This window comes from Streptomyces sp. JH34 (assembly GCF_029428875.1).
Classification (GTDB): Bacteria; Actinomycetota; Actinomycetes; order Streptomycetales; family Streptomycetaceae; genus Streptomyces.
In genome coordinates this window covers 3461165-3475742 of record NZ_JAJSOO010000001.1, presented here as the reverse complement: position 1 = coordinate 3475742, position 14578 = coordinate 3461165, and the positions used below count along the sequence as shown (strand labels likewise).

The following is a 14578-nucleotide window of genomic DNA, read 5'->3' as shown; positions in this document are numbered from 1 at the left end:
GCAACGCCGCATAGAGGCGCTATCGACAGGGAAGAGACATCCTGTGAGGTGTCCGACATTCGAGGACGCCGAGGGAGTCCGGCGGAGGTGAACGGAGATGTCCTGACGGCAACTGACGGGCCGTGAACCCGACCCGGGTGTGATGCGTGTGACAGGTGGGGCGAGAATCCGTTCGTGGGGCGTGGGACCTACGTCCCGAACCGGGCCTTTGCCTCAAGCGTGACGGATAGCACTAACGGGGCCCTTGCGCCCTTCCCTACTCCTCATGCCAAAATAGGACAAGGAGTCCGGGGAGGACTCTGTCCGCCCAACTATGGGTGGAATGCTCAGCATTGCACGCTATGGGGGGTCTGACGACTTCTGACGACTCCTGGTTGTCCTGTGACTGATCGTTACTGGGGCGTGACTGTCCGCTATGGCATGGTCCATCGGCTTCCGTCGCTGATGAACACCTGGGAGGGCAATTCCATCGGTTTGGCCGACGTGGCTGGACGGATGGTGTAGTTGTAGTGCCGAGGACAAGCCGTTCGTCCTATAACCGACTCGGCCCGCGTCCGCCATTTCGGGCAACGCGGGTCAAGGTGCAGAATTTAGAGGAAAGAACCGAGAAGGTTCGGTTCTCCCGAGGAGGCCGCTCATGACCGCTCGCACCCCTGATGCCGAGCCGCTGCTGACCCCGGCTGAGGTCGCCACGATGTTCCGCGTGGACCCGAAGACGGTCACCCGTTGGGCGAAGGCTGGCAAGCTCACGTCCATCCGCACGCTCGGTGGGCATTGCCGATACCGCGAGGCAGAGGTCCGCGCACTGCTTGCGGGTATTCCGCAGCAGCGCAGCGAGGCCTGACACACCCCCTGCCGCCGCAAGCCACAGCAGGGCGCCGAAGGGTCCCCCAACCCCCGGTGATCCCACTCATAGCTCCATACGACGGGTGCCCGCCCCAACGGGCTCCATGCCTGTGAACATGCGGGTACGTCGTTCGATCGCGCTGGACTCCGCCGGGTCCAGCGCGATCTTTTTGTGTCCGGGGGGTGTTCCGGACGGTGCCCCGTCGGCGCCCGGGGTGTGCTCGGAGGCGTCCGCACCGCTCGAGCGGCCGCCCGAACCTGCCGACGGGTCGGTTTGTGAGGAGGCCGCGTGCGACTGTGGGCGGGGTTGTTCGGGACTGTTCGCCCGGGTCCCGGGTGTCGTGGGGCGGCTCGGGTGGAACGGTCCGGGATGTACTTCCAGGGCAGTGCAATTGCACATATTAAATTCGCCAGTTGTAGGAAGTGCGTAAAGTGCCCACCGCCCAAAACTGGTTGGGTGACTCCCGTCACACCTGCAGAGCCCTGCCGACTACGAGCCTGCCACTGCGCGGGGGCGGTTGGCTGCGGCGGATGGTCATGTCGTGGGAGGACTTTTGTCCCCGGGGCGAACGTCGGGGCGACCCCGGGGGCCGGCTCCGGAGGGGGCCGCGTGAGCCTCCGCGCCGGCCTCGGTGCCGACCGCACGCGGCCGGGCCGCGCGGGGCGGCGCCCCGGTGTCCCTCACGGGGGTGCCGGGGGGCGTGTCGGGGGTCGGTGGCGCCTCGGCCGCATTGTCGGCCTCCTGGGTCCTGTACGGCTCCTGTGGGGCCGTCAGGGGCTCCGTGGCGAGCCGCAGGAGGCGGTGGCAGATCGGACAGCGGTGGGTGAGGTGGCGGTAGCCGGAGGCGGCCGCCAGGTGGGCGCGCAACAGCGCGCGGGTCTCGTGCTTTTCCGTGGGCGCAGACATGCGTGCGGCCTCCCGGTGGACCCGGCCGCCCCGCGTCGAGGGAAACGGGTGCGGACTCCGTCCTACGGAGTTACCCGCGCAGGGAGCGCGGCGTCAAGACGCGCGAAAGCCCGGATCCAGAGGATCCGGGCTTTCGTCTACTGCGGTCCTGACGGGATTTGAACCCGCGGCCTCCACCTTGACAGGGTGGCGAGCACTCCAAACTGCTCCACAGGACCAGGTTTTCGCTGCCTGCCTTGCGGCCTGCTGCGAAGCAAGACTGTACAGGAGGTCCGGCGGCCAGGTCGAACTCACTCACAGTGCGGTTCCCGTCACGCCTTCACGGGGGGTCCGTTCACGGCGCCGCCGCGTCGATCGCCTTCACGATCCGCTTGTCCGAGACGGGCTGCGCGGTGCCCAGCGCGTGCGCGAAGTAGCTCACGCGCAGTTCCTCGATCATCCAGCGGATGTCCAGCACCGCCTGGGGCACGGGCCGCCCCTGCGGGAGCTGTTCGAGCAGCCAGGCGTACTCGTCCTGCATCTCGTGGACCTTCTCCATGCGCGTGGTGTCGCGCTGGACGTTCGTCGGCATCTGCTGGAGCCGGCGGTCCTCGGCGACGAGATAGCGCATCAGGTCGGGCAGTCTGGGCAGCCCGGTCGCCGTGACGAACCCGGCCGGGACGAGTCGGGCCAGGTGGTCCCGCACGTCGGTGACGTTGTTGATCAGGACCAGGCTGTTCGTCGACTTCAGCCGGCGCTCACAGGCCTGCCAGGCCGCCAGGATCTGCTGCACCTGGCCGATCGTGCGGACGGTGAGGTCCACGAGGTCGGCGCGCACCTTGTCGTACAGCTTCCGGAACGACGCCTCGTCCCAGGCCGGGCCGCCGTGCGCGGCGATCAGCCTGTCGGCCGCCGCCGTCGCGCAGTCGTCGAACAGCGCCTGGATGGAGCCGTGCGGATTGCGGGACAGGGCCAGCTTCTGCTGGTTGGTGAGCTTGTCCGAGGCGAACTTGGCCGGATTCACCGGGATGTTCAGCAGGATCAGCCTGCGGGTCCCGCGCCACATCTGCTGCTGCTGTTCGGCCTCCGTGTCGAAGAGCCGTACGGCGACGGTCGCGCCCTGGTCGACGAGCGCCGGGTACGCCTTCACGGGCTGGCCGGCCCTCCGGGTCTCGAAGACCCGGTCCAGGGTGCCGATCGTCCAGTCGGTGAGGCCCGAACGCTCGATGGACTCGCCCGAGGGCCCCGCGGTGGCCGCGGCGGCCTTGGAGAGGGCCTGGCGGGCCTTGGGGCGTAGCTGGATCTTCAACGCCTCCAGGTCCTTGTCCTCGGCGACCTTCCGGCGCCGCTCGTCGGTGATCCGGAAGGTGACCTTCAGGTGGTCCGGGACGCGTGACAGGTCGAAGTCGTCCGCCGTGACCGGGACGCCGACCATCCGCTGGAGCTCACGGGCGAGCGTCAGCGGAAGCGGCTCCTGCAGGGGGACCGCACGGTCCAGGAACTTCGTCGCGTAGTCCGGGGCCGGGACGTAGTGCCGGCGGATCGGCTTGGGCAGCGAGCGGATGAGCTCGGTGACGACCTGGTCCCGCAGGCCCGGGATCTGCCAGTCGAAACCCTCGGAGGTGACCTGGTTGAGGACCTGGAGCGGGACGTGGACGGTCACACCGTCGGCGTCGGCGCCCGGCTCGAACTGGTAGGTCACCCGGAATTTGAGCTTCCCCTGCCGCCAGGAGTCGGGGTAGTCGTCCTTGGTGACGGCCCCCGCCTTCTCGTTGATGAGCATCGAGCGCTCGAAGTCGAGCGCGTCCGGCTCGTCGTGGCGCTTGTGCTTCCACCAGGAGTCGAAGTGCGCCCCCGAGACGATGTGCTCCGGGATCCGCCGGTCGTAGAAGTCGAAGAGCGTCTCGTCGTCCACGAGGATGTCGCGGCGCCGGGCCCGGTGCTCCAGCTCCTCGACCTCGCCCAGCAGCTTGCGGTTGTCGTGGAAGAACTGGTGGTGCGTGCGCCAGTCCCCCTCGACCAGCGCGTTGCGGATGAACAGATCGCGTGACGCCTCCTGGTCGATGCGGCCGAAATTGATCTTGCGCTGGGCGACGATCGGTACCCCGTAGAGCGTGACCCGCTCGTACGCCATGACCGCGGCCTGGTCCTTCTCCCAGTGCGGCTCGCTGTAGGTGCGCTTCAGCAGGTGCTGGGCGAGCGGCTCGATCCACTCCGGCTCGACCTTCGCGTTGACGCGCGCCCACAGCCGGGACGTCTCGACCAGCTCGGCCGACATCACGAACCGGGGCTGCTTCTTGAACAGCGCGGAACCCGGGAAGATCGCGAACTTGGCGCTGCGGGCACCCAGGTACTCGTTCTTCTCGGTGTCCTTCAGCCCGATGTGCGACAGGAGGCCGGCCAGCAGCGAGGTGTGCACCGCCTGTTCCGGGATGCCGGCGTCAGCCTTGGGCTCCTCGACGGTGATGCCCATCTGCTTGGCGACCGTACGCAGCTGCGCGTAGATGTCCTGCCACTCGCGGATCCGCAGGAAGTTGAGGTACTCCTGTTTGCACATCCGGCGGAAGCTGGAGGAGCCGCGCTCCTTCTGCTGCTCGCGGATGTAGTTCCAGAGGTTCAGGAACGCCAGGAAGTCCGACGTCTCGTCCTTGAAGCGGGCGTGGTTCTGGTCGGCCTGGGTCTGCTTCTCCGAGGGGCGCTCGCGCGGGTCCTGGATGGAGAGCGCCGCCGCGATGACCATGACCTCGCGGGCACAGCCGTTCTTGTCGGCCTCGAGGACCATGCGGGCCAGCCGCGGGTCCACGGGCAGCTGGGAGAGCTTGCGGCCGAGCGGGGTCAGCCGCTGTCCCCGCTTCCCCTCCTCGGGGGACTTCTCCGCCGCCTCCAGCGCGCCGAGCTCCTGGAGCAACTGCACGCCGTCACGGATGTTGCGGTGGTCCGGCGGGTCGATGAAGGGGAACTTCTCGATGTCGCCGAGGCCGGCCGCGGTCATCTGGAGGATGACGGAGGCGAGGTTGGTCCGCAGGATCTCCGGATCGGTGAACTCCGGGCGGGTCAGGAAGTCGTCCTCGGAGTACAGCCGGATGCAGATGCCGTCCGACGTACGGCCGCAGCGGCCCTTGCGCTGGTTGGCGCTGGCCTGCGAGATCCGCTCGATCGGCAGCCTCTGGACCTTGGTGCGGTGGCTGTAGCGGGAGATGCGGGCGTTGCCCGGGTCGATCACGTACTTGATGCCGGGGACGGTCAGCGAGGTCTCCGCGACGTTCGTCGCCAGGACGATCCTGCGACCGGTGTGGCGCTGGAACACACGGTGCTGCTCGGCGTGCGACAGGCGGGCGTAGAGGGGGAGCACCTCGGTGTGTCTGAGGTGGCGCTTGTTCAGCGCGTCCGCGGTGTCGCGGATCTCCCGCTCGCCGGAGAGGAAGACCAGGACGTCGCCGGGGCCCTCGTGGTCCAGTTCGTCCACCGCGTCGCAGATGGCGGTGATCTGGTCCCGGTCCGAGTCCTCGCTGTCCTCCTCGAGGAGGGGCCGGTAGCGCACCTCCACGGGATAGGTCCTGCCGCTGACCTCCACGATCGGCGCCTCGCCGAAGTGCTTGGCGAAGCGCTCCGGGTCGATGGTCGCCGAGGTGATGACGACCTTCAGATCGGGCCGCTTGGGCAGCAGCCTGGCCAGATAGCCCATCAGGAAGTCGATGTTCAGCGACCGCTCGTGGGCCTCGTCGATGATGATCGTGTCGTAGGCGAGGAGCTCGCGGTCCGTCTGGATCTCGGCCAGCAGGATGCCGTCCGTCATCAGCTTCACGAAGGTCGCGTCCGGGTTCACCTGGTCGGTGAAGCGCACCTTCCAGCCGACCGCCTCGCCCAGCGGGGTCTTCAGCTCGTCCGCGACACGCTCGGCGACCGTGCGCGCCGCGATCCGACGGGGCTGGGTGTGCCCGATCATGCCCCGGACGCCACGTCCCAGCTCCATGCAGATCTTGGGGATCTGCGTGGTCTTGCCCGAGCCCGTCTCACCGGCGACGATCACGACCTGGTGGTCGCGTATCGCCTCCAGGATCTCGTCCTTCTTCTGGCTGACCGGGAGCTGCTCCGGGTACGACAGCGCGGGCACCCGCGCGGCGCGCCCCGCGAGCCGTTCGGCTGCCTTCCCGGCCTCGGCGGAGATCTCGTCCAGTACGGACTGGCGGGCCTCCGGCTTGCGGATGCGGCGGGCACCCTCCAGACGGCGGCCGAGCCTGTGCGCGTCGCGGAGCGGGAGCTGCCCGAGCAGGGACTGGAGATCGGCGAAGGAAGTAGACATACGGACCCCAGGATCTCACCCGCGCGCGAGGAGTGGCGAACGCATTTCGGTCCTGGCCGCGTCGCACCGCTTTCAGAGGGAGACGCCGCGGACATCGGTCACCGAACGGGAGTGAGCGATCACAGCGCGTACCATTCCGGGCAACGGATCACCCTTCCCCGCGCAAGGCGGCCCGTGTTCCGGGACGTGCCCGCGCCGCCGGGTGCCGAAGAGCGCGGGCGCCTCCCGCACCCCGTGGAGATCCCCCCAGACCCCGCTCACCCCCCACCCGCACGGAGCGCCGTATGCCCACGCCCCCTCGCCCCTCGTCCACGGTGAAGAAGCCGTCGGCGAGGAAGCCGTCCCCGAAGAAGGGCGCCTTCTCGAAGAAGCCGGTGTTCTTCGGCCTCGTCGTCGTTCTCGCCGCCGGACTCCTCGGCTTCGTCTCCTACCGGGCGACCGCCCCGGACGGATCCGCCGCCCGCACCCCGGCCGCCGCGGCCACCGAGCCGGACCCCGGCGTCCACCGGGAACTGGCCGGACTCGCCCGGCGTGACGCGGGCGACGAGCAGGCGCGGGGCCGCACCGACGCCCCCGTCGTCCTCATCGAGTACGCCGACTTCCAGTGCGGCTACTGCGGGAAGTTCGCCCGGGACACCGAACCCGAACTGATCAAGAGGTACGTCGACGACGGCACCCTGCGCATCGAGTGGCGCAACTTCCCGATCTTCGGCGACGCCTCCGAGGCCGCCGCCCGCGCCTCCTGGGCGGCCGGCCGGCAGGGGCGTTTCTGGGCCTTCCACCGGGTCGCGTACGCCGAGGACGCCAAGGCGAAGGGCTTCGGCAAGGACCGTCTCAGGGCCCTCGCCCGGCAGGCCGGCGTGAAGGACCTCGCCCGCTTCTCCCGCGACGCCGGCAGCGCGGCGGCCACCGAGGCGGTCGGCGCCGACCGGCAGGAGGCGTACCGGATCGGCGCCACGTCCACCCCGTCCTTCCTCATCAACGGCCGCCCCCTGGCCGGAGCCCAGCCCACGGCGGTCTTCACCCAGGCCGTCGAGGCCGCGGCGGCGGAGGAAGCGAATGTGGGCAGCGCCGGGGACCCGGCGAAGTGACCCCCGACATCGGCTACTTCGCCGCCCTGCTCGGCGGTCTGCTCGCCCTGGTCAGCCCGTGCAGTGCCCTGCTGCTCCCGGCCTTCTTCGCGTACTCCGTCGGCTCCGCCTCACGGCTCCTGGCGCGCACGGGTGTCTTCTACGCGGGGCTCGCCACCACCCTCGTCCCGCTCGGCGCCGCGGGTTCGTACGCAGGACGGCTGTTCCACGGGCACCGTGACGCGCTCGTCCTCGGCGCGGGCTGGCTCATCATCGGGCTGGGGGTCGCCCAGATCGCCGGGCTGGGCTTCGCCAGCCGGAGGATCGCCGCACTCGGTGGCCGGATCCGGCCCACGACCGCCGTCTCCGTCTACGCGCTGGGCGCGGTCCACGGTCTGGCCGGCTTCTGCGCGGGCCCGATCCTCGGCAGCGTCCTCACGGTGGCGGCGGTCAGCGGCAGCCCCGTCTACGGCGGACTGCTGCTCGCGGTCTACGCGCTGGGCATGGCCGTTCCGCTGTTCGTGCTCGCCCTGCTCTGGGACCGATTCGACCTCGGTCGCCGGCCCTGGCTCCGCGGCAGGCCGCTGCGTGCCGGCCGCTTCGGGACGCACAGCACCTCGCTGGTCTCCGGCCTCCTCTTCATCGGGCTCGGGACGCTCTTCCTCGTGTACGACGGGACGACCGCACTGCCCGGACTCCTGGACGTGGACGAGTCGTTCGCCGTCGAGCAGTGGGCCCGGCGGCTCGGTGCACGGGTGCCGGACGTGGCGGCGCTGACGGCGGTGGTGGCCGCGGCACTGCTCGGGCTGACCGTCCACGTGCTGCGGCGGCGCCGTGACGGCCGGACGGGAACGGGCTGAACCGGAGAGGGGCGGCACGACGAAGGCCCCGTCCACGGGACGGGGCCTTCGGGTGGTGGCTGGGGCCGGGATCGAACCGGCGACCTATCGCTTTTCAGGCGATCGCTCGTACCAACTGAGCTACCCAGCCACGCAGCTCGTACGGGCTGCAGCGGTCCTGACGGGATTTGAACCCGCGGCCTCCACCTTGACAGGGTGGCGAGCACTCCAAACTGCTCCACAGGACCTAGCTAATGTGCGAGACAAGTCTCGCACACGGTAAAGCGTGCCCCCAACGGGATTCGAACCCGTGCTACCGCCTTGAAAGGGCGGCGTCCTGGGCCACTAGACGATGAGGGCTAAGGGCCCACCTGCGCGCTTTCCAGCGCGTCGGGGACGTGAGAAGCATATGGGATGCGAGGAGGTATCGCCAAAACGGTTTGGCTTCTCGTTCGGATCAGGCCGGGCTCGCGTGCCCTGGCACCGCGCCTCGCCGCGTGGGACCCGCTCCCTGATCCGGCCTGATCCGAGCGAGAGGTCCTACGGGGAGGGCGTCGGGACGCTAGGGGAGGGGGAGGGACTCTTCAGGTTCTCCTCCGGGAGATGGCGGCTCACCTCGGCGGTCGTGAGACCGAGACCGCCGAGGGTGATCTCGTCCCAGGCCTGCAGATGCCGGGTGGGGCGGTCCAGGTAGAGCACCGACGCGCGCACCTTCTCGGGCTTCTGGTTCTGCACGGCGCGCAGACCGCCGCCGCCCGTGGAGCCCTCGACCTTCAGTCGCGTCCCGAACGGCAGCAGTTCGTTCACCCGGTGGTGCACATGGCCGGCCAGGACCAGCGGAACCGTTCCGTCCGTCTCGCGCGCCGCGTTCGGGTCGTGCGCCACCGCGATGTCCACCGGGGTGCCCGCCCGCTTCTGGTCGCGCAGGGCCGAGGCGAGCCGCATGCCGGCGAGCTGCTCGGACGCCTTGCCGCCGGTCGGGCGCGAGCGGTCCGGGGTGAACTGGGGGTCCCCGGTGCCGGCGATCCGCAGCCCGGCCACGCTCACCGCTTCGCCCTCGTCCAGGACGTGAGCGTTCTTCGTCTTCCGCAGATGGGCCTGGGTCTGCTTCGAGTCGTGGTTGCCCCTGACCCAGACGTAGGGCGCGCCGAGGCCGCGGACCGGGTCCAGGAAGCCGTTCTCGGCGGCGGTGCCGTGGTCCATCGTGTCGCCCGAGTCGATGATCACGTCGATCTCGTACTGCTCGACGAGCGAGGCGATGATGTGCCAGGCGGCCGGGTTGAGATGGATGTCGGAGACGTGCAGGACCCGGATGGTCCCGGGGTCCGGCTGGTACACGGGCAGCGTGGACGTGGCGTCGTACAGCTTGGTGACGTTGGTGACCAGACGGGCGAGTTCCTGCTGGTAGACGTCGAACTCGGTGACGATCGAGCGGGCGTCGCCGACGACCGACGGGGCGCTGGACAGCAGTCCGGAGAACTTCGGCTCCAGGACGGACTTCGGGTTCCAGGTGGCGTACGCGCTGACCCCCGAGGCGGCCAGCAGCGCCAGGGCGAGGCCTCCGGCGGCGAGGGCGCGGCGCGGGCGCCGGTAGACGACGAGTCCGAGGGCGGTGGCACCGGAGACCACGGCCACGCAGGAGCGGAGGGCCAGCTCGCGGGTGCCGGCGGCGACGTCGTCGGTGACCTCGTCCTGGAGACCGGAGAGGCGTTCGGGGTGTTTGACCAGGGCCTGCGAGCGTTCCGGGTCCAGCTGGTCGACGTCCACGTCCAGGCGGACCGGGGCGTGGTGGGAGTCCAGCTCCAGGGCGCCGAGCGGCGACACGTTGATCTTGGTGCCGCCGCTCACCGAGGGCCGCAGGGTCATGGTGGTGTCCATGGGGCCCACCGGCGTACGCACACTGCCGACGACCAGCAGCCCCAGCCAGGCGCCCAGTACGACCACGGCCAGCAGGCCGAGCGCGCGTTTCCAGGGGTGCGCGGCGGGGACGAGGCCGCCGGCGGGGGCGGCGGCGCGCGAGCGGGAGAGGCGGCGGACACGGACGGCTGCGGCGTGGAACGGGCGTGCCATTGGGCGCGTATGCCCCGTTCGGGCGGCGGACATGCGGGGCGGCGTGAAGGCATGGGCCGGGCGGGTGGGTCCCGGGGCGGGTGCGGCCCGCCCCCTCCGGACCGGCGTACGTGACAATGGCGGTGTGCTGGAGATGACGCGCGAGGAGTTCGAAGAGCTGGTGAGCCTGGCTCTTGACCGGGTCCCGCCGGAGCTGATGCGGCTGATGGACAACGTCGCGGTGTTCGTGGAGGAGGAGCCCGAGGACCCGGAGGACCGGGAGCTCCTCGGCCTCTACGAGGGGACGCCGCTCACCGAGCGCGGCGAGTGGTACGCCGGGGTCCTGCCGGACCGGATCACGATCTACCGGGGGCCGACTCTGCGGATGTGCGAGACCCGCGAGGACGTGGTCGCCGAGACCGAGATCACCGTGGTCCACGAGATCGCCCACCACTTCGGCATCGACGACGAGCGGCTGCACGAGCTGGGGTACGGGTGAGCACCCAGGATCCGCCGCCCCGCAGGCCGTCCGTCGACCCGGACGTCGACCTCTCCGTACCCGCGCAGCGCGCCGAGACCGAGGGGCCCGGCCGGTGGCGGGTCCTGGCCGTCATCGCCGCCGGCGGTGCCCTGGGGGCGACCGCGCGGTACGCGGCCTCGCTCGCCTGGCCGACGGCCGAGGGCGGCTTCCCCTGGACGGTCTTCGCCGTCAACGTGTCGGGCTGCGCCCTGATCGGGGTGCTGATGGTGCTGGTCGCGGAGCGGGGCGTCGTCGCGCGTCCGCTGGTGCGGCCGTTCTGGGGTGTCGGGGTGCTCGGCGGGTTCACCACGTTCTCGACGTACGCCGCCGACGTGTCGAAGCTGCTGGCCCGTCAGGAAGTGGCGACGGCCATGGGATACGCGGCGGGGACGGCCGTGGCGGCGCTCGGCGCGGTCTCGGGCGCGACCGTGCTCACCCGGGTGCTGGTGGACGGGCGGGGGAGGCCGTCGTGACCTGGCTGCTGGTCGCCCTCGGGGGTGCCGTCGGGGCGCCGCTGCGCTATCTGACGGACCGTGCGGTGCAGGCGCGGCACGGTTCCGGGCTGCCGTACGTGTTCCCGTGGGGGACGTTCACGGTGAACGCGGCGGGCAGTCTGCTGCTCGGTGTGCTGACCGGCGCCACGGTGTCCACTCCCGTGTACGCGTTGCTGGGGACGGGCCTGTGCGGGGCGCTGACGACGTACTCGACGTTCTCGTACGAGACCCTGCGCCTGGCCGAGGCGGGCCGGGGTTTCCTCGCCGGGGCGAATCTGCTGGCGTCCCTGCTGGTGGGGCTCGGGGCGGTGTTCCTGGGGGCGGAGCTGGCGGGGGGCTTCTGAGCCTCCCGCGGAGCGGCCGGCCGGCCGCTCCGTGTGCGGGTGTTGTGTCCGGGCGTGTCCCCGGTGGGGGCGGGGGAGTTGGACACATCGCTCTCCCGTACCCGCCGTCCCTCTCCTCCCCGGAGGTGCCATCCCGTGCGCCAGTTGTCCCCCCGCGTCCGCTGGGCAGCCGTCACCGCGCTGACGATCGCCGCGTCCACAGGCTGTGTGAGCGTCGGCGACGACGTTGGGAAGCCGACCCCCTCGCGTTCCGCGGACCGGAAGGGCGCGTCCGCCCTGCCCGACGGGGGCACCGTGTCCGGCACCGGCCGGTCCGGCTCCGGTGGTGGCCGTGCCGAGGCGCAGTCCGACCGGGCGGCCTCGCGCAAGCCGGACGCGAGGGCCTCGGGCCGCACCCCGTCGGCGGAGCCCGGGAAGGCCGTGCCGGTGCCCGCCGGCCCCGGCTCCCCCGCGCCCTCGCACGGAGGCCCGTTGCCGACCCCGGAGCCCAGCGCCCCGGGCCCGGGGGAGCCGCCGCCTCCGCCGGTCACCGAGGAGCCCCCGGCCTCGCCCGAGCCGGAGCCCTCGCCGCCGCCGGAGCAGCCCTCGGCCTCGCCGGCGGCGCAGTCCCGCACGGATGCGGCGGGGACGCCGGGGCGGGTCGGCATGTGGCCCACTCCGCGGGTATCACCGCAGGTCGCACCGGTGTGAGGGGGGCCGGTTTGCGCGAAGTGGGGGAGGGTGCGTATGGTAGTAGATCGTTTGATCCCATTGCCCGGCGCCGACACAGAAGAGCGCCGTGTGGCGCGTACTCTCCCTTGCCGTGGCTGGACCGCATTGAGGCGGTCGAAATTGCGAAAACACGGAGTTACGGGCGCGTGCCGAGACTCCGGAAGGTTTCGCATTTCGCATGTCAATTTCCAGTTCTGACAACACCGTCATGTCCGAGAACGACGTCGAGAACATCGAGGTCGTCGAGGCAGCCGAGGCCGTAGTGGCCCAGGCCGACGAGACCCCCGTCGCGGAGCCCTCCGCCGCGGTCACCTCCGACGAGGCCACCTCCGACGACGAGGTCACCTCCGCCGCGGACACCTCGGAAGAGGTCGCCGAGGACGCCGAGCCGAGCATCACCTTCGCCGAGCTCGGGCTGCCCGAGGGCATCGTCCGCAAGCTCGCGCAGAACGGTGTGACGGCCCCCTTCCCGATCCAGGCCGCGACCATCCCGGACGCCCTGGCCGGCAAGGACATCCTCGGCCGTGGCCGCACCGGCTCGGGCAAGACGCTCTCCTTCGGTCTGCCGACCCTGGCCGCGCTGGCCGGCGGGCACACCGAGAAGAAGAAGCCCCGCGCGATCATCCTCACGCCGACCCGTGAGCTGGCCATGCAGGTGGCGGACGCGCTGCAGCCCTACGGCGACGTGCTCGGCCTGAAGATGAAGGTCGTCTGCGGCGGTACGTCGATGGGCAACCAGATCTACGCGCTGGAGCGCGGTGTCGACGTCCTCGTCGCCACCCCGGGCCGGCTGCGCGACATCATCAACCGCGGCGCCTGCTCCCTCGCGAGCGTCCAGGTCGCGGTCCTCGACGAGGCCGACCAGATGTCGGACCTGGGCTTCCTGCCCGAGGTCACCGAGCTGCTCGACCAGATCCCCGGTGGCGGCCAGCGCATGCTCTTCTCCGCGACGATGGAGAACGAGATCGGCACGCTCGTCAAGCGCTACCTGAGCAACCCGGTCACCCACGAGGTCGACAGCGCCCAGGGCAACGTCTCGACCATGTCGCACCACGTCCTCGTCGTGAAGCCGAAGGACAAGGCGCCGGTCACGGCCGCGATCGCCGCCCGCAAGGGCCGCACGATCATCTTCGTCCGCACCCAGCTGGGCGCCGACCGCATCGCCGAGCAGCTCATCGAGTCGGGCGTGAAGGCCGACGCGCTGCACGGCGGCATGACGCAGGGCGCCCGTACCCGCGTCCTCGAGGACTTCAAGAAGGGCTACGTCAACGCCCTCGTCGCCACCGACGTCGCCGCCCGCGGCATCCACGTCGACGGCATCGACCTCGTCCTCAACGTGGACCCGGCCGGCGACCACAAGGACTACCTGCACCGCTCGGGCCGTACCGCCCGTGCCGGAAAGTCCGGTGTCGTCGTGTCGCTGGCGCTTCCGCACCAGCGCCGCCAGATCTTCCGCCTCATGGAGGACGCGGGCGTCGACGCCTCGCGCCACATCGTCCAGGGCGCCGGCGTCTTCGAGCCCGAGGTCGCCGAGATCACCGGAGCACGTTCGCTGACCGAGGTCCAGGCCGACTCCGCGAACAACGCGGCCAAGCAGGCCGAGCGCGAGGCCGCCGACCTCACCAAGCAACTGGAGCGCGTCCAGCGCCGTGCCGTCGAGCTGCGCGAGGAGGCCGACCGCCTGGTCGCCCGTGCCGCCCGCGAGCGGGGCGAGGACCCGGAGGCGGCGGTGGCAGAGGTCGCCGCCGAGGCCGAGGCCGCGCTCGTCGCCGCCGCGTCCGTCCCCGAGCAGCCGGCCGCGCGCGACGACCGTCGCGACGACCGGGGCAACTACGCCCGGCGTGACGACCGTGGCGGCGACCGCCGTGACGACCGCGGTGGATACCGCGGCAGCAACGACCGCGTCGGCGAGCGCAGTGGCCGTCCCTCCGGCGGCAACGGCTACCGCGGCAGCAACGACCGTCCGTCCTTCCGCGGCAGCAACGACCGTCCCTCGGGTGGCTTCCGCTCCGGCGGCGGCGACCGTCGCGACGACCGTGGCGACCGTCGTGACGACCGTGGCGGCCGTTCCTTCGAGCGTCGTGACAACGACCGCCCGGCGTTCAACCGTGACCGTCGTGACGACCGTCCCTCCGGTGGCTTCCGCTCCGGTGGCGGCGACCGTCGTGACGACCGTGGCGGCCGTTCCTTCGAGCGTCGTGACAACGACCGCCCGGCGTTCAACCGTGACCGTCGTGACGACCGTCCCTCCGGTGGCTTCCGCTCCGGTGGCGGCGACCGCCCGTTCAACCGTGACCGTCGTGACGACCGTCCCTCGGGCGGCTTCCGCTCCGGTGGCGGCGACCGTCCGCACGGCCGTCGTGACGACCACCGCGGTGGCACCGGCACGGGTACGGGCACCGGCACCTTCGGCCGCCGTGACGACAAGCCGCGCTGGAAGCGCAACGGCTGAGTCCGGCTGACTTGACGCCCGGCCCTCGGGGCCCGTACGGCACTTCGGTGCCCTACGGGCCCCG

11 protein-coding genes and 4 tRNA genes are annotated in these 14578 nt (G+C 70.9%); 8 read left to right on the top strand and 7 right to left on the bottom strand.

From position 1 onward, the window contains the following. The first annotated feature begins 637 nt into the window (after positions 1–637). A complete protein-coding gene (gene bldC, locus LWJ43_RS15410; RefSeq protein WP_277332821.1) occupies positions 638–844 on the top strand; it encodes a developmental transcriptional regulator BldC in 207 nt (68 codons plus the stop codon). Between the two features lie 537 nt (positions 845–1381). Here the strand turns inward: bldC and LWJ43_RS15405 are convergent. The 3 genes from LWJ43_RS15405 to hrpA all read right to left on the bottom strand — a co-directional run bounded on the left by LWJ43_RS15405 (position 1382) and on the right by hrpA (position 6035). After that, on the bottom strand, positions 1382–1753 hold the full coding sequence (locus LWJ43_RS15405; protein ID WP_277332820.1) for a DUF6274 family protein: 372 nt from the start codon (positions 1751–1753) through the stop codon (positions 1382–1384). Positions 1754–1896: 143 nt separating this feature from the next. Beyond that, positions 1897–1971, bottom strand: a tRNA-Asp gene (locus tag LWJ43_RS15400). 116 nt (positions 1972–2087) lie between these two features. Continuing rightward, complete coding sequence (hrpA, locus tag LWJ43_RS15395; RefSeq protein WP_277332819.1) at positions 2088–6035, bottom strand: ATP-dependent RNA helicase HrpA; 3948 nt, start codon at positions 6033–6035, stop codon at positions 2088–2090. A 284-nt stretch (positions 6036–6319) separates the two neighbouring features. Between hrpA and LWJ43_RS15390 the strand changes: the two genes are divergently transcribed. Both LWJ43_RS15390 and LWJ43_RS15385 read left to right on the top strand, forming a co-directional pair. Continuing rightward, positions 6320–7126 carry a DsbA family protein gene (locus LWJ43_RS15390; protein WP_277332818.1) on the top strand — a complete coding sequence of 269 codons (807 nt, stop codon included), beginning with the start codon at positions 6320–6322 and terminating at the stop codon, positions 7124–7126. Further along, positions 7123–7965 carry a cytochrome c biogenesis CcdA family protein gene (locus tag LWJ43_RS15385; protein WP_277332817.1) on the top strand — a complete coding sequence of 281 codons (843 nt, stop codon included), beginning with the start codon at positions 7123–7125 and terminating at the stop codon, positions 7963–7965. The genes LWJ43_RS15390 and LWJ43_RS15385 overlap by 4 nt, the downstream gene beginning before the upstream one ends. Positions 7966–8018: 53 nt before the next feature. Here LWJ43_RS15385 and LWJ43_RS15380 read toward each other — a convergent pair. The 4 genes from LWJ43_RS15380 to LWJ43_RS15365 all read right to left on the bottom strand — a co-directional run bounded on the left by LWJ43_RS15380 (position 8019) and on the right by LWJ43_RS15365 (position 10014). Continuing rightward, positions 8019–8095 (bottom strand) — tRNA-Phe (locus LWJ43_RS15380). 22 nt (positions 8096–8117) lie between these two features. Further along, positions 8118–8192: transfer RNA gene (locus tag LWJ43_RS15375), tRNA-Asp, on the bottom strand. A gap of 39 nt (positions 8193–8231) precedes the next feature. After that, positions 8232–8304 (bottom strand) — tRNA-Glu (locus LWJ43_RS15370). A 180-nt stretch (positions 8305–8484) separates the two neighbouring features. Then, the gene (locus LWJ43_RS15365; RefSeq protein WP_277332816.1) at positions 8485–10014 is read right to left on the bottom strand and encodes a metallophosphoesterase family protein; all 1530 of its coding nucleotides are present in this window, start codon (positions 10012–10014) and stop codon (positions 8485–8487) included. Positions 10015–10138: 124 nt separating this feature from the next. Between LWJ43_RS15365 and LWJ43_RS15360 the strand changes: the two genes are divergently transcribed. From LWJ43_RS15360 to LWJ43_RS15340, 5 genes are all read left to right on the top strand, one after another. Beyond that, a complete protein-coding gene (locus LWJ43_RS15360) occupies positions 10139–10492 on the top strand; it encodes a metallopeptidase family protein (RefSeq protein ID WP_015578045.1) in 354 nt (117 codons plus the stop codon). Next, positions 10489–10986, top strand: a complete 498-nt coding sequence (locus LWJ43_RS15355; RefSeq protein WP_277332815.1) for a fluoride efflux transporter FluC — start codon at positions 10489–10491, stop codon at positions 10984–10986. The genes LWJ43_RS15360 and LWJ43_RS15355 overlap by 4 nt, the downstream gene beginning before the upstream one ends. Next, entirely contained in the window at positions 10983–11351 is a 369-nt protein-coding gene (locus tag LWJ43_RS15350) for a fluoride efflux transporter FluC (RefSeq protein ID WP_277332814.1), read from the top strand. The genes LWJ43_RS15355 and LWJ43_RS15350 overlap by 4 nt, the downstream gene beginning before the upstream one ends. 135 nt (positions 11352–11486) lie before the next feature. Further along, positions 11487–12041 carry a hypothetical protein gene (locus tag LWJ43_RS15345; protein ID WP_277332813.1) on the top strand — a complete coding sequence of 185 codons (555 nt, stop codon included), beginning with the start codon at positions 11487–11489 and terminating at the stop codon, positions 12039–12041. A 199-nt stretch (positions 12042–12240) separates the two neighbouring features. After that, positions 12241–14514 carry a DEAD/DEAH box helicase gene (locus LWJ43_RS15340; protein WP_462100885.1) on the top strand — a complete coding sequence of 758 codons (2274 nt, stop codon included), beginning with the start codon at positions 12241–12243 and terminating at the stop codon, positions 14512–14514. Positions 14515–14578 lie beyond the last annotated feature (64 nt).

What these genes read in the sequence shown, in the direction of transcription:
- bldC (WP_277332821.1), top strand. Translation starts at nt 638, where the DNA reads ATGACCGCTCGCACCCCTGATGCCGAGCCGCTGCTGACCCCGGCTGAG.
- LWJ43_RS15340 (WP_462100885.1), top strand. Translation starts at nt 12,241, where the DNA reads ATGTCAATTTCCAGTTCTGACAACACCGTCATGTCCGAGAACGACGTC.
- LWJ43_RS15390 (WP_277332818.1), top strand. Translation starts at nt 6,320, where the DNA reads ATGCCCACGCCCCCTCGCCCCTCGTCCACGGTGAAGAAGCCGTCGGCG.
- hrpA (WP_277332819.1), bottom strand. Translation starts at nt 6,035, where the DNA reads ATGTCTACTTCCTTCGCCGATCTCCAGTCCCTGCTCGGGCAGCTCCCG.
- LWJ43_RS15365 (WP_277332816.1), bottom strand. Translation starts at nt 10,014, where the DNA reads ATGGCACGCCCGTTCCACGCCGCAGCCGTCCGTGTCCGCCGCCTCTCC.
- LWJ43_RS15405 (WP_277332820.1), bottom strand. Translation starts at nt 1,753, where the DNA reads ATGTCTGCGCCCACGGAAAAGCACGAGACCCGCGCGCTGTTGCGCGCC.